Below are 12,730 nucleotides of genomic sequence, written 5' to 3'. Positions count from 1 at the left end.
TTCCCCCTGGTGCATAATGGGTGGCTGGCGGCATCGGGCCGCTCCGTTGGAGCGAACTGAACAGCCTCGGTCGACATGGTGAAATGAAAGCGGGCCGCCGTCCAGTCAGGAATTGCCGCGAGAACATGCAGGAACCAATCAACCCCACTGGCGAGATCCGGCCTTTCGAGCTGGTTTCCGACTATGCGCCCGCCGGCGACCAGCCGGAGGCCATCGCACAGCTCATCGGCGGGCTCGACGCGGGCCTGGCCGCCCAGACCCTGCTCGGCGTCACGGGGTCAGGCAAGACCTACACCATCGCCAACGTGATCCAGGCCCGGCAGCGCCCGACGCTCGTGCTGGCGCACAACAAGACGCTGGCGGCGCAGCTCTACGGTGAGTTCCGCGAGTTTTTCCCGGGCAACGCGGTCGAGTACTTCGTCTCCTACTATGACTACTACCAGCCCGAAGCCTATGTGCCGTCCTCCGACACCTACATCGAGAAGGACGCCTCGGTGAACGAGCACATCGAACAGATGCGACTGTCGGCCACCAAGGCCCTGCTGTCGCGGCCGGACAGCATCATCGTCGCCACGGTGTCGGCCATCTACGGACTGGGCGACCCCGCCGCCTACCTGAAAATGGTCCTGCACCTGGACCGTGGCGACCGCATGCCGCAGCGGACCATCCTGCGGCGCCTGGCGGACATGCAATACCAGCGCAACGAGATGGACCTGCGGCAGGGCACCTACCGCGTGCGCGGCGACGTCATCGACATATTCCCGGCGGAGTCGGAGCGCGAGGCGGTGCGCGTGCAACTGTTCGACGACGAAATCGAGGCGCTGAGCTGGTTCGACCCGCTCACCGGCGAACTGCTGCGCAAGGTGCCGCGCCTCACGATCTTCCCCAAGACGCACTACGTGACGCCTCGCGACCGGCTGCTGGCCGCCATCGACGAGATCAAGGCCGAGCTGAAGGAACGGCTGCAGGTGCTGCGTGCCGCGGACAAGCTGCTGGAGGCCCAGCGCCTCGAACAGCGCACCATGTTCGACCTGGAAATGATCCAGGAACTGGGTTACTGCCAGGGCATCGAGAATTACTCGCGTTACCTGTCCGGCCGTGCCCCCGGCGAGCCTCCGCCCTGCCTGTTCGACTACCTGCCGGCCAACGCCCTGCTGGTGGTGGACGAATCCCACGTCACCGTGCCCCAGCTCGGCGGCATGTACAAGGGCGATCGCAGCCGCAAGGAGACGCTGGTGGAATACGGTTTCCGCCTGCCGTCGGCGCTGGACAACCGCCCGCTGCGTTTCGACGAGTTCGAGGCCCTGTCGCCGCAGACGATTTACGTGTCCGCCACGCCGCGGTCCTACGAGCTGGAGCGTTCGGGACAGGTGGTGGAGCAGGTCGTGCGCCCGACCGGCCTGGTGGACCCCGAAGTCGAAGTGCGGCCCGTGACCCATCAGGTGGACGACGTGCTGTCCGAGATCCGGCTGCGCGCCGCACGCAACGAGCGCGTGCTGGTGACGACCCTGACCAAGCGCATGGCGGAGGACCTCACCGAGTACCTCGCGGAGCACGACGTGCGCGTGCGCTACCTGCATTCCGACATCGACACCGTCGAACGCAGCGAGATCATCCGCGACCTGCGCCGCGGCGAGTTCGACGTGCTGGTGGGGATCAACCTGCTGCGGGAAGGCCTGGACATGCCCGAGGTGTCGCTGGTGGCGATCCTGGACGCCGACAAGGAGGGTTTCCTGCGCTCGGAGGGTTCGCTGATCCAGACCATCGGGCGGGCGGCGCGCAATGTCCACGGCAAGGCGATCCTGTACGCCGACCGCGAGACCGGCTCCATGCAACGGGCCATCGACGAGACCAACCGGCGGCGGGCCAAGCAGATCGCTTTCAACGCCGAGCACGGCATCACGCCCCAGACGATCGTCAAGCGCATCGCCGACGTGATGGAGGGGGCCCGGGAGGAGGGCGGCCGCCCGGGTGCGGACAAGGGCCGGCGCAAAGTGGCCGAGCCGCGCCTCGCCTACGAGAAGCTCAGCACGGAAGAGGTCATGAAGCGTATCCGCAAGCTCGAGGCCGAGATGTATCGCCATGCCCGGGAGCTGGAGTTCGAGAAAGCCGCGGAGTTGCGCGATGAGATCGAACGGCTGCGCCACGAAGGGCTCGGTTTGCCCGCGGACATGGCGGGCTAGTAAAGCCCTTGCCCGGCGGGGACTTCGCCGGTATCCTTCCGCGTCTTGAACTAGGCGCGTAGCTCAGTGGTAGAGCACTACGTTGACATCGTAGGGGTCGGCGGTTCAAACCCGCCCGCGCCTACCAAATCCGAGACCCGCACGCCCCGGCGCGAAGCCCGCCAGGGACTCTCGCCGGAGCGTGCAGTCCGATTCTGAGCAGACAGAGTTCCCATGCCGGTCATCACGCTCCCTGACGGAAGTCAGCGCAGCTTCGACGCGCCCATCACGGTGGCGGAGCTGGCTGCAGACATCGGCCCCGGCCTCGCCAAGGCCGCGGTCGCCGGCCGCGTGGACGGCCGCCTGGTGGACACCTCCCACCGCATCGAGGGCGACGCCGAGGCGGCGATCGTCACGGGTCGCGACGAGGACGGGCTGGAGATCATCCGCCACTCGACCGCGCACCTGCTGGCGCAGGCCGTGAAGCAGCTGTTCCCCAGCGCCCAGGTCACTATCGGGCCGGTGATCGAGGACGGCTTCTACTACGACTTCGCCTTCGATCGCGCTTTCACGCCCGAGGATCTCGCCGCCATCGAGCAGCGCATGGCGGAGCTGGCCGAGGCCGACCAGCCCGTGCACCGCGAGGTCATGGGGCGCGACGAGGCGGTGGCCTTCTTCCGCGGCATGGGCGAGGAATACAAGGCGCGAATCATCGAGGACATCCCGGCCGAGGAGACGCTCAGCATCTACGGCCAGGGCGACTTCAAGGACCTCTGCCGCGGACCGCATGTCCCGCGCACGGGGCTGCTGAAGGCCTTCAAGCTGACCAAGGTGGCCGGTGCCTACTGGCGCGGCGACGCGCGCAACGAGCAGCTGCAGCGCATTTACGGCACCGCCTGGCCGGACGCCAAGCAGCTCAAGGCCTACCTGACGCGCCTCGAGGAAGCCGAAAAGCGCGACCACCGCCGGATCGGGCGGGACATGGACCTGTTCAGCATCCAGGACGACGCCGGCGGCGGCCTGGTGTTCTGGCATCCGCGCGGCGCCCGCATCCGGCGCGTGATGGAGGATTACTGGCGCGAGCAGCACACGAAGCACGGCTACGAGCTGCTGTTCACCCCGCACATTGCCCTCGAAGACCTCTGGCACACCTCGGGGCACACGGATTTCTACCGCGAGTCCATGTACAAGCCGATGGAGGAGGACGGCCAGCCTTACCAGCTGAAGCCGATGAACTGCCCCTTCCACGTGCTGGTCTACAAGGACCGCCTGCGCTCCTACCGCGAACTGCCCATGCGCTGGGCCGAGCTCGGCACCGTGTACCGGCACGAGATGTCTGGCGCGCTGCACGGCCTGATGCGTGTGCGCGGCTTCACCCAGGACGACGCCCACGTGTTCTGCCGCGAGGAGCAGATCGAGGCAGAGGTCCTGCGGGTGCTGGACCTGACCCTGGAAATGCTCGGCGACTTCGGCTTCACCCAGTTCGAGGTCAACCTCTCGACCCGGCCCGAGAAGGCCGTGGGCTCGGACGAGATCTGGGACAAGGCGACGGTCGCGCTCAAGGGCGCGCTGGAGCGCAAGGGCCTGGAATACATCCTCGACGCGGGCGGCGGCGCCTTCTACGGCCCGAAGATCGACCTGAAGATCGAGGACGCGATCGGCCGCAAGTGGCAGTGCTCCACCATCCAGCTGGATTTCAACTTGCCGGAGCGCTTCGACATGGAGTACGTGGCGGCCAGCGGGGAGCGCCGGCGACCGATCATGATCCACCGCGCGCTGCTCGGGTCGCTGGAGCGCTTCTTCGGCATTCTGATCGAACATTACGAGGGCCGCTTCCCCGCCTGGCTGGCCCCGGTGCAGGCCATGGTGATGAATATCACGGACCGCCAGGCCGAATACGTGGAATCCGCCGTGAAAACCCTCGTCAATCAGGGGTTTCGGGTGGAAGCAGACTTGAGAAATGAGAAGATCGGCTTTAAAATCCGCGAGCATACTGTGCAAAAGGTGCCTTTCCTCCTCGTCGCTGGCGACCGGGAGGTGGAGGCTGGTTTGCTGGCCGTGCGTTCGCGCAGCGGCGAGGACCTCGGGTCGATGAGCATCGACCAGGTGGGTAACTTCCTCGCAGCTGAAGTAGCGAAGCGCGGCCGGTCTGTTATGGAGGATTGACGCATCACGGCGTCCAAACGTGTCAGGCGCAACGAGGATATCGGCGCGCCGCAATTGAGGATCATCGGCTCGGACGGCGAGCAGCTCGGCATCATGCATCGCGAGGACGCCCTGCGCCTCGCCGCGGACGAAGGGCTGGATCTCGTGGAGGTTGCGCCCACGGCGGAGCCGCCGGTCTGCAAGGTGATGGACTACGGCAAGTTCGTCTTCGAGCAGAACAAGAAGAACCAGGTCGCTAAGAAGAAGCAGCGACAGATCCAGGTCAAGGAAGTGAAATTCCGGCCGGGGACGGAAGAGGGCGATTACCAGGTGAAGATGAAGAACCTGGTGCGCTTCCTCACGGCAGGAGACAAGGCCAAGGTAACCCTGCGGTTCCGCGGCCGGGAGATGGCGCACAAGGATCTTGGCGCCAAGCTCCTCGAGAGAGTGCGGGATGATCTTGCCGAGCTGGCCTCGGTGGAACAGTTCCCGCAAATGGAAGGGCGGCAGATGACGATGGTGCTGACGCCCAAGAAAAAGTGAGCTGCGGACGGAGGGCCCAGGCCCGAAGCCGTATCTACGCCTGCAGGGGCTTTTGCCCGAACAGGCCATAAACGGAGAAACACATGCCCAAGATGAAAAGCAATCGTGGGGCCGCGAAGCGGTTCCGCGCTACGGGAGGCGGCGGCTTCAAGCGCGGCCAGTCCCACACCAGCCACATCCTCACCAAGAAGAGCACCAAGCGGAAGCGCCACCTCCGGTCGACGGAGATGGTGCACGAGAGCGACGTCAAGTCGGTCCGCAAGATGCTCCCGTACGCCTGAGGAGGTGACCCATGGCTAGAGTCAAGCGTGGCGTCACCGCCCGTGCCAAGCACAAGAAGATCCTGAAGAAGGCGAAGGGCCACTACGGCCAGCGCAGCGCCAGCTTCCGCACCGCCAAGCAGTCCGTGACCAAGGCGGGGCAGTACGCCTATCGCGACCGGAAGGCCCGCAAGCGTGATTTCCGCTCGCTGTGGATCGTCCGTATCAACGCCGGCGCCCGTATTCACGGCCTTTCCTACAGCCGCCTCATCGACGGCCTGAAGAAAGCCGGGATCGAGCTCGACCGCAAGGTCCTGGCTGACATGGCAGTGCACGAGCCCGAGGCCTTTGGCGCAGTCGCTGCGCAGGCCAAGGCCGCACTCGCCGCCTGAGCCGGATAGGGCATCATCCGGTTCGGCCGCGCTCCGGCGCGGCCACGGCGCAAAGGGGGAGGGCCTTGCGGGGCCTTCCCCTTTTCCGTTCTAAAGGGGGAATAGCGTGGAAGATGCAGCGAAGCTGCTGGAGCAGGGCCGCGAGGAGATCGCGGCATGTGAGGACCTGGCGGGACTGGACGAGGTGCGCGTGCGTTACCTCGGCAAGAAGGGCCTGCTTACCGGGCTGCTGAAGTCGCTCGGCGGCCTCTCCGCCGAAGACAGGCCGGCCGCCGGCCAGGTCATCAACGAGGCCAAGCAGGCGCTCCAGACCGCGCTGGGGGCGCGCAAGGACTATCTCGAGGCGCAGCGCGAGAGCGCCGCGATCGAGTCCGAGCGCGTCGACGTGACCCTGCCCGGTCGCGGCGAGGCCATCGGCGGCCTGCACCCGGTGACCCGGACCATGCGGCGCATGGAGACCATCTTTCGCCAGGCCGGTTTCGGGGTCCACACCGGGCCGGAGGTGGAGGACGAATTCCACAACTTCGAGGCACTGAACATCCCGGAGCATCATCCCGCGCGGGCGATGCACGACACCTTCTATTTCGGCGATGGACGGCTGCTGCGCACCCACACCTCGCCGGTGCAGATTCGCTCCATGCGGCGCCAGGGCGCTCCCATCAGGTTGATTGCGCCCGGCCGCGTGTACCGCTGTGACTCCGACCAGACTCATTCCCCCATGTTCCACCAGGTCGAAGGCCTGGTGGTGGATCGCGGGGTGAGCTTCGCGCACCTCAAGGCGGTGCTGCACGACTTCCTCGAGCGCTTCTTCGAGCGCAAGGTGCGGCTGCGGTTCCGGCCGTCCTATTTCCCCTTCACCGAGCCATCGGCAGAGGTCGACGTGGAGTGGGGCGACGGCTGGCTGGAGGTGCTGGGTTGCGGCATGGTGCATCCGCGCGTGCTGGAGTTCGGCGGCATCGACCCGGAGGAGTTCACCGGCTACGCCTTCGGCATGGGCGTGGAGCGCCTTGCGATGCTGCGCTACGGCGTGCGCGACCTGCGCCTGTTCTTCGACAACGACCTGCGCTTCCTGCGCCAGTTCAACCAGGGGGCCGTGCGATGAAGTTCAATGAGCGCTGGTTGCGGGAATGGGTCGATCCGCCGGTCGATGCCGCCGGCATCGTGCGGCAGCTCACCATGGCCGGCCTGGAGGTCGACTCCGTCGAGCCCGCTGCGCCGGAGTTCTCAGGGGTCGTGGTTGGCGTGGTGGAGTCGGTCGCACCCCATCCTGACGCCGACAAGCTCAGGGTCTGCCAGGTGAATGCCGGCACGGGCGAGACGCTCGGCATCGTGTGCGGCGCGCCGAACGTCTATGCCGGCATGCGGGCCCCAGTGGCACTGGTGGGCGGCGTGTTGCCCGGCGGCATGAAGATCAAGCGCGCCCGGCTGCGCGGCGTCGAGAGCCAGGGGATGCTGTGCTCCGTGCGCGAGCTCGGCCTGGGCGAGAGCCACGAAGGGCTGTGGGACCTGCCGCAGGATGCGCCGGTCGGCACTGACCTGCGCGACTGGCTCGGTCTCGACGACCACGTCATCGACGTCGACCTGACGCCGAACCGCGGGGACTGCTTCAGCGTCCTGGGGATTGCGCGCGAGGTCGCGCTGATCAACGGTATGCCGCTCGGCGGGCCGGAACTGGCGCCGGTCCCACCGCTGACAGGCGACCAGTTCCCGATTGAAGTGCGTGCCCCGGAGGCCTGTCCGCGTTTCGTCGGCCGCGTCATCCGCAACATCCGTGCGGACGCCACCACGCCGCTGTGGATGCAGGAGAAACTGCGCCGCTCCGGCCTGCGCCCGATCCATCCCGTGGTCGACGTCACGAATTACGTCATGCTCGAACTCGGGCAACCGATGCACGGTTTCGACCTCGCGACGCTGCGCGAAGGGATCATCGTGCGCCTCGCGGAACCCGCCGAGAAGATCGTGCTGCTCGACGGGCGCGAGGCGGCGCTGGCGCCGGACACCCTGGTAATCGCCGACCACGGCGGGCCGCGTGCGGTCGCCGGCATCATGGGCGGGGAGGACTCTGGCGTTTCCGCGCAGACCCGCGACGTGTTCTTCGAGGTCGCGTTCTTTTCGCCGTTGGCCATCGCCGGGCGTGCACGGCGGCTGGGCTTGCATACGGACGCGTCGCAGCGCTTCGAGCGCGGCGTGGACCCGGCGCACCAGCGACGCGCTATCGAGCGCGCCACGGCCCTGCTGTGCCAAATTGCCGGCGGCGAGCCGGGGCCGGTCATAGAGCGGGTCACGCCCGAACAGCTGCCGCCGCGCGCGCCCGTGTCCTTGCGGCGCCAGCGCCTGGCGCTCCTCCTCGGGCATGCCGTGGCGGACCAGGAGGTGGAGCGGATCCTGGCCGGCCTCGGTATGACGGTCGAAGCGACGGACGAGGGCTGGCTGGCGACACCGCCATCCCATCGCTTCGACATCGCGCTGGAGGTCGACCTGGTCGAGGAGGTTGCGCGCATTCACGGCTACGACCGCCTCCCCGAGACGCGTGGTGCAGGCGGCGCCAGCCTCGGCGTGGCGACAGAAATGCGGGTGCCCGGCGCGCGCATTGCGGATGTACTCGTGGCGCGCGGCTACCAGGAAGTGGTCACTTACAGCTTCGTCGACCCGGAATTGCAGGCGCAGGTATTCCCAGGGGCCGAAGCGCTGCCGCTCAGCAATCCCATCTCTTCCGAGCTCGGCGTGATGCGGGTCTCGCTCTGGCCCGGCCTGCTGCACACCTTGGGACGCAACCTCAGCCGGCGCCAGGACCGTGTCCGAATCTTCGAGCATGGCCTGAGGTTTGTCGTGGATGGCGATGAATTAAAACAACTTAACACTACTTCCGGCCTCGTGGCCGGGCGGCGCCTGCCGGAGCAGTGGGGCGCCCGCTCGGCGCCGCTGGACTTCCACGACGCCAAGGGGGACGTGGAAAGCCTGCTGGCCCTGACCGGCTCGCACTTCAGCTTCGAGCCGGCGGCGCATCCCGCACTGCACCCTGGCCAGTCCGCCCGCATCCTGCGGGACGATCGCGAGGCCGGCTGGGTCGGGGCACTGCATCCGCGGCTTGCCCGCGCCCTGGACCTCGACCTGGCGCCGCTGCTGTGGGAGCTCGATGACGAAGTGAGCTTCGCGGCGGAACTGCCTGTTTTCAAGGAGATATCGCGTTATCCCGCGATTCGCCGCGATATCGCCCTGCTGGTGGAGCGGAACGTGCCGGTCGCGTCCTTGGCGGGCGCGATCCGCGAGGCCGGGGGCGGGCTTTTGACAGAATGTCGGGTTTTCGACGTCTACCAGGGCGAGCGCATAGATTCGAGTCTAAAAAGCGTGGCTTTTGGCTTGATTTTACAGGAATCTTCGCGCACTCTTACCGACGAAGATGCGGACGGGGTCGTGGCGGCGGTGGTCGCCCGCCTGGAACGCGATTTTGGGGCCAGGATAAGAGACTGACATGGCGCTGACGAAGGCTGAGATGGCGGAAGCCTTGTTCCAGGACATGGGCCTGAACAAGCGCGAGGCGCGCGAACTGGTGGAAATGTTCTTCGAGGAATTGCGTACCGCGCTGGCGAACGGCGAACAGGTGAAGCTGTCCGGTTTCGGCAATTTCGACCTGCGGGACAAGAATCGTCGCCCGGGCCGCAACCCGAAGACGGGCGAGGAGATTCCCATCACGGCGCGACGGGTGGTGACTTTCCGTCCCGGACAGAAGCTGAAGACGCGGGTGGAAGCCTATGCTGGAACCGGGGAATAACGACGAGCTCCCGGTCATCCCGGGCAAGCGCTACTTCACCATCGGGGAAGTGAGCGAGCTCTGCGGCGTGAAGCCGCACGTGCTGCGTTACTGGGAGCAGGAGTTCCCGCAGCTCAAGCCGGTCAAGCGGCGCGGCAACCGGCGTTATTACCAGCGGCGCGACGTGCTTTTGATTCGCCAGATCCGCAGCCTGCTGTACGAAGAAGGCTTCACCATCGGCGGCGCGCGCCAGCGGCTCACCGGCGAAGAGGCCAAGGAAGACCTCACCCAGAGCGTGCAGATCGTGCGCCAGATTCGCACGGAGCTCGAGGAAATCCTCAAGATCCTTCGCGGCAAGTAGCCTGGCGGTGTTTTTCCCTGCGGCGGCATCGGGTATGATGCCCGCCTCTCGACGGCGAATCGCCGTTTCTCTCTCGGTCGGGGCGTGGCGCAGCCTGGTAGCGCACCTGCATGGGGTGCAGGGGGTCGGAGGTTCAAATCCTCTCGCCCCGACCATCTAAACAACCAAGAACTTTCAAGTGACACGAGTCCTCCGGGACTCGGTTTTCTTTGCGTGTCCTAAACTGGAGACACGGGGCGTATAGCTCCGGCAATGACGCAAAGGAACTGGCAATGAGCTACACAATCGACCGGAAGATCTCCGGCGCCAATATCGATGACGTAGATGCTCGGACGCGAGAGGCGCTCGAGAAACACGGTTTCGGTGTGCTGACCGAAATCGACGTCAAGGCGACGATGAAGAAGAAACTGGATGTCGAGATGCCGGCCTATCGGATTCTCGGTGCGTGCAACCCGAAGATGGCACACCAGGCGATCGGCATCGAGCCTCGGGTGGGCGCAATGCTCCCCTGCAATGTCATCTTGCGCGAAGTCGAAGGCGGGGTGGAGGTCAGCGCGATCGACCCGGTGGCCTCGATGCAGGCAATCGAGAACGATGCGCTGACGGGCGTCGCGAGTGAAGTCCGCGACCTGCTCAAGGAGGCCGTCGGCGCGATCTGAGGCAAGCCGTATCGAAATGTGCCGCTTTACTCGCGGCCGAGATGTCGATGGCGGGCATGCGGATCACCAGTTCGGCTCGTCCTTGCCGCCGCCCTTCAGTCGGTCGACAAGCGCCTGGGCTTTCAACCGCGCCTCGTCGCGACGGGCCGGATCCCTGAGCATCTCTTCCAGGTCTGCAATGACGACATCGAGGCCGCTCGGATCCTGCCTCGCGTCCAACGTGTCGGCAGCGCCAAAGAGATTGATCCACTCCTCGGTACGGCGCCCGAAGCGCACGACGGCGTAGAAACGCTTGCCGCCGTCGTTTCCCGGGACCAGCAGGTCCACCAGTGCAGCGAGCACGGACACCGGACTGATGAGGAGGTCCCGCAGGCCGTCTACAAGGAGCTTGGCCTGGAAGACCACGACGTCGCGAAATACTGGGAATCTCTTCATCACCATCTCGATTTCTCCGCCGCTGACAACGTGCCCGGCCGCATCGCAACTTTACAGCGTGCCGCGAGAACACCACACTGGCCAGGCACCGGACGCTGCATATTGACGAGATGAATGGATACCGAGGCCCTTGAAATAAGGCAACACCTGGCGCGCTTCGCACCCTTCGAAGCCTTGCCGGACGAACTGCTGGACCAGGTTGCCGAGAAAGTCGACGTGGCCTATTTCAAGGCCGGAGCGGACATCCTGCAGCGTGAGCAGGAAATCCATGACTTGTATTACATCCGCAGTGGCGCGATAGAAATCTACCGCCGCAACGGCGCGCTGCACAACCGGCTCGAAGAGGGCGACATCTTCGGTCACTTCAGCCTGTTGCGTAACCATCGCACGCATTTCCCGGTCCGGGCGATCGAGGACACTCTGGTTTACCTGATCCCGGACGAAGTCTTCCAGCAGTTGTGCACGCAGGACGAACAGTTCGCGGATTTCGTGGAACTCGAGCAGCCGCGGCTGAAGACCGTGGTGGAAAAACGCGCCGGCGACGACGGGGTCATGACGACGCGCGTGCGCAAGCTGATCACGCGTGCGCCGGTCGTGGTGGAAGCTTCGGTACCCGTACGCAAGGCGGCGCAGGAAATCACCGCTGCTCACGCCACCGCGGTGCTCGTGCTCGGGGAACCGGACGACAATCCGCGCTACAACGTCACCGACGCTGCAGGCGATGCGCGCCGGCTGCTCGGCATCCTCACTGACAGCGACTTCCGCAGCCGCGTGGTGGCCGGCGGCCTGCCGCCGGAAACCCCCGTTGGGGAGGTCGTCGAGGGTCTGCCGTTCGTGGTGCAGTCCGACGAGACCCTGCAGGAAGCGATGCTGCTGATGCTGCGCAACAACCTGCAGCACCTGCCGGTGCTGCATCGCCGGCAACCCATCGGCATCTTGCACATCTCGGATATCGTGCGGCACCAGACCCATACCAGCCTGTACCTGGTGGAGCGGATATTCACGCAGGACAGCGCGGAGGCGCTGGGGCGCCTGCTGCCGGACGTGCGCCAGTCCTTCGTGCGCATGGTGGACGAGGGGGCTGACTCGCAGATGATCGGCAGCGCGTTGTCGACCATCGGGCGCAGCTTTACCCGGCGGCTGCTGGAGCTCGGGGAGGCCGAGCTCGGGCCGCCTCCGATCCCGTACAGTTTCATGGCGCTGGGCTCCATGGCCCGTAACGAGCAAAGCATCGTCACGGACCAGGATAATGCGCTGGTACTGGACGACAGCTTCGAGCCGGCGCAACACGATGCCTATTTCGCGGCGCTGGGCAAGTTCGTCAGCGACGGGCTTGCCGCCTGCGGCTACACCTACTGCACCGGCGAAATCATGGCCACCAATTCAAGGTGGCGCCAGCCGCTCAAGAACTGGAAGCGCTACTTCAACGACTGGATCGAAAACCCGACGCCGGAGCGGTTGCTGCACAGTTCGATCTTCTTCGATCTCGACAGTGTCAGCGGGGACCAGTCCTTCGTCACGCAGCTGCAGGACCTGGTGGCGGATAAGGCGCCCAAGAGCCCGCTGTTCCTCGCCGCCATGGCCCGCAATGCCTCGAACCGGACGCCGCCACTGGGCTTCTTCCGCAACTTCGTCATGGAGAAGGACGGCAAGCAGAACAACACCATCAACGTGAAGCGCCGCGGCACGGCGCCGATGGTCGACCTGATTCGCGTCCACGCCCTGGCCTGCGGCTCCACGGCACAGAACTCTTTCGATCGCCTTGACGACATCGCGCGCACCGATCTGCTGCCTTCAGGGGTGGGCGACCGCATCCGCTATGCGCTGGAATTCATCTCCATGGTGCGCATCCGGCACCAGGCGATCGCACTGAAACGCGACCATGTGCCGACCAACAGCATCGAGCCGGAGAACATCTCCAGCACGGAGCGGCATAACCTCAAGGACGCCTTCCAGTTGCTCAGCGACGCGCAGAAGTTCCTGCAGTTCCGCTACCCGATACCGACACGCCGGGGTTGACCC

Annotated in this window: 12 protein-coding genes and 2 tRNA genes; 13 read left to right on the top strand and 1 reads right to left on the bottom strand. The window is 65.6% G+C overall.

Annotated elements, in window-relative coordinates; genetic code table 11:
* Positions 1-125: 125 nt before the first annotated feature.
* The 12 genes from uvrB (at position 126) to G8346_RS05840 (ending at position 10,273) form a co-directional block, all read left to right on the top strand.
* Positions 126-2,183, top strand: coding sequence for an excinuclease ABC subunit UvrB (gene uvrB / locus G8346_RS05895; protein WP_206202604.1), 2,058 nt, complete (start codon positions 126-128; stop codon positions 2,181-2,183).
* Positions 2,184-2,235: 52 nt separating this feature from the next.
* Positions 2,236-2,310 (top strand) — tRNA-Val (locus tag G8346_RS05890).
* Positions 2,311-2,396: 86 nt separating this feature from the next.
* Entirely contained in the window at positions 2,397-4,328 is a 1,932-nt protein-coding gene (gene thrS, locus G8346_RS05885; RefSeq protein ID WP_166049128.1) for a threonine--tRNA ligase, read from the top strand.
* Positions 4,329-4,331: 3 nt separating this feature from the next.
* Positions 4,332-4,850 (top strand): translation initiation factor IF-3, encoded by a 519-nt coding sequence (gene infC, locus G8346_RS05880; protein WP_166049544.1) that lies wholly within the window; start codon positions 4,332-4,334, stop codon positions 4,848-4,850.
* 83 nt (positions 4,851-4,933) lie between these two features.
* On the top strand, positions 4,934-5,131 hold the full coding sequence (gene rpmI / locus G8346_RS05875; protein WP_166049126.1) for a 50S ribosomal protein L35: 198 nt from the start codon (positions 4,934-4,936) through the stop codon (positions 5,129-5,131).
* Positions 5,132-5,142: 11 nt separating this feature from the next.
* Positions 5,143-5,502, top strand: a complete 360-nt coding sequence (gene rplT / locus G8346_RS05870; protein ID WP_166049124.1) for a 50S ribosomal protein L20 — start codon at positions 5,143-5,145, stop codon at positions 5,500-5,502.
* A gap of 106 nt (positions 5,503-5,608) precedes the next feature.
* The gene (gene pheS / locus G8346_RS05865) at positions 5,609-6,604 is read left to right on the top strand and encodes a phenylalanine--tRNA ligase subunit alpha (protein WP_166049121.1); all 996 of its coding nucleotides are present in this window, start codon (positions 5,609-5,611) and stop codon (positions 6,602-6,604) included.
* The gene (pheT, locus tag G8346_RS05860) at positions 6,601-8,973 is read left to right on the top strand and encodes a phenylalanine--tRNA ligase subunit beta (protein WP_166049119.1); all 2,373 of its coding nucleotides are present in this window, start codon (positions 6,601-6,603) and stop codon (positions 8,971-8,973) included. Before pheS ends, pheT begins: the two co-directional genes overlap by 4 nt.
* Position 8,974: 1 nt before the next feature.
* A complete protein-coding gene (gene ihfA / locus G8346_RS05855; protein ID WP_165348991.1) occupies positions 8,975-9,274 on the top strand; it encodes an integration host factor subunit alpha in 300 nt (99 codons plus the stop codon).
* Positions 9,255-9,614, top strand: a complete 360-nt coding sequence (locus G8346_RS05850) for a MerR family transcriptional regulator (protein WP_166049117.1) — start codon at positions 9,255-9,257, stop codon at positions 9,612-9,614. The genes ihfA and G8346_RS05850 overlap by 20 nt, the downstream gene beginning before the upstream one ends.
* Before the next feature lie 78 nt (positions 9,615-9,692).
* Positions 9,693-9,769 (top strand) — tRNA-Pro (locus G8346_RS05845).
* A gap of 117 nt (positions 9,770-9,886) precedes the next feature.
* Positions 9,887-10,273: a DUF302 domain-containing protein gene (locus G8346_RS05840; RefSeq protein WP_166049115.1), complete on the top strand. Its 387-nt coding sequence runs from the start codon at positions 9,887-9,889 to the stop codon at positions 10,271-10,273.
* A 63-nt stretch (positions 10,274-10,336) separates the two neighbouring features.
* Here the strand turns inward: G8346_RS05840 and G8346_RS05835 are convergent, their stop codons facing one another.
* A complete protein-coding gene (locus G8346_RS05835; RefSeq protein WP_166049112.1) occupies positions 10,337-10,708 on the bottom strand; it encodes a hypothetical protein in 372 nt (123 codons plus the stop codon).
* 114 nt (positions 10,709-10,822) lie between these two features.
* Between G8346_RS05835 and G8346_RS05830 the strand changes: the two genes are divergently transcribed.
* Entirely contained in the window at positions 10,823-12,727 is a 1,905-nt protein-coding gene (locus tag G8346_RS05830; protein ID WP_166049110.1) for a DUF294 nucleotidyltransferase-like domain-containing protein, read from the top strand.
* The last annotated feature ends 3 nt before the right edge of the window (positions 12,728-12,730 follow it).

This window comes from Thioalkalivibrio sp. XN279 (assembly GCF_011089885.1).
GTDB lineage: Bacteria > Pseudomonadota > Gammaproteobacteria > Steroidobacterales > XN24 > XN24.
The sequence above is the reverse complement of the archived record's forward strand: the minus strand, read 5'-3'. Positions and strand labels throughout refer to the sequence as shown.

Excerpts from the sequence above, each read along its gene's own strand:
- uvrB (WP_206202604.1), top strand. The coding sequence starts at position 126 with ATGCAGGAACCAATCAACCCCACTGGCGAGATCCGGCCTTTCGAGCTG.
- thrS (WP_166049128.1), top strand. The coding sequence starts at position 2,397 with ATGCCGGTCATCACGCTCCCTGACGGAAGTCAGCGCAGCTTCGACGCG.
- rpmI (WP_166049126.1), top strand. The coding sequence starts at position 4,934 with ATGCCCAAGATGAAAAGCAATCGTGGGGCCGCGAAGCGGTTCCGCGCT.
- rplT (WP_166049124.1), top strand. The coding sequence starts at position 5,143 with ATGGCTAGAGTCAAGCGTGGCGTCACCGCCCGTGCCAAGCACAAGAAG.
- pheT (WP_166049119.1), top strand. The coding sequence starts at position 6,601 with ATGAAGTTCAATGAGCGCTGGTTGCGGGAATGGGTCGATCCGCCGGTC.
- ihfA (WP_165348991.1), top strand. The coding sequence starts at position 8,975 with ATGGCGCTGACGAAGGCTGAGATGGCGGAAGCCTTGTTCCAGGACATG.
- G8346_RS05850 (WP_166049117.1), top strand. The coding sequence starts at position 9,255 with ATGCTGGAACCGGGGAATAACGACGAGCTCCCGGTCATCCCGGGCAAG.
- G8346_RS05840 (WP_166049115.1), top strand. The coding sequence starts at position 9,887 with ATGAGCTACACAATCGACCGGAAGATCTCCGGCGCCAATATCGATGAC.
- G8346_RS05835 (WP_166049112.1), bottom strand. The coding sequence starts at position 10,708 with ATGAAGAGATTCCCAGTATTTCGCGACGTCGTGGTCTTCCAGGCCAAG.
- G8346_RS05830 (WP_166049110.1), top strand. The coding sequence starts at position 10,823 with ATGGATACCGAGGCCCTTGAAATAAGGCAACACCTGGCGCGCTTCGCA.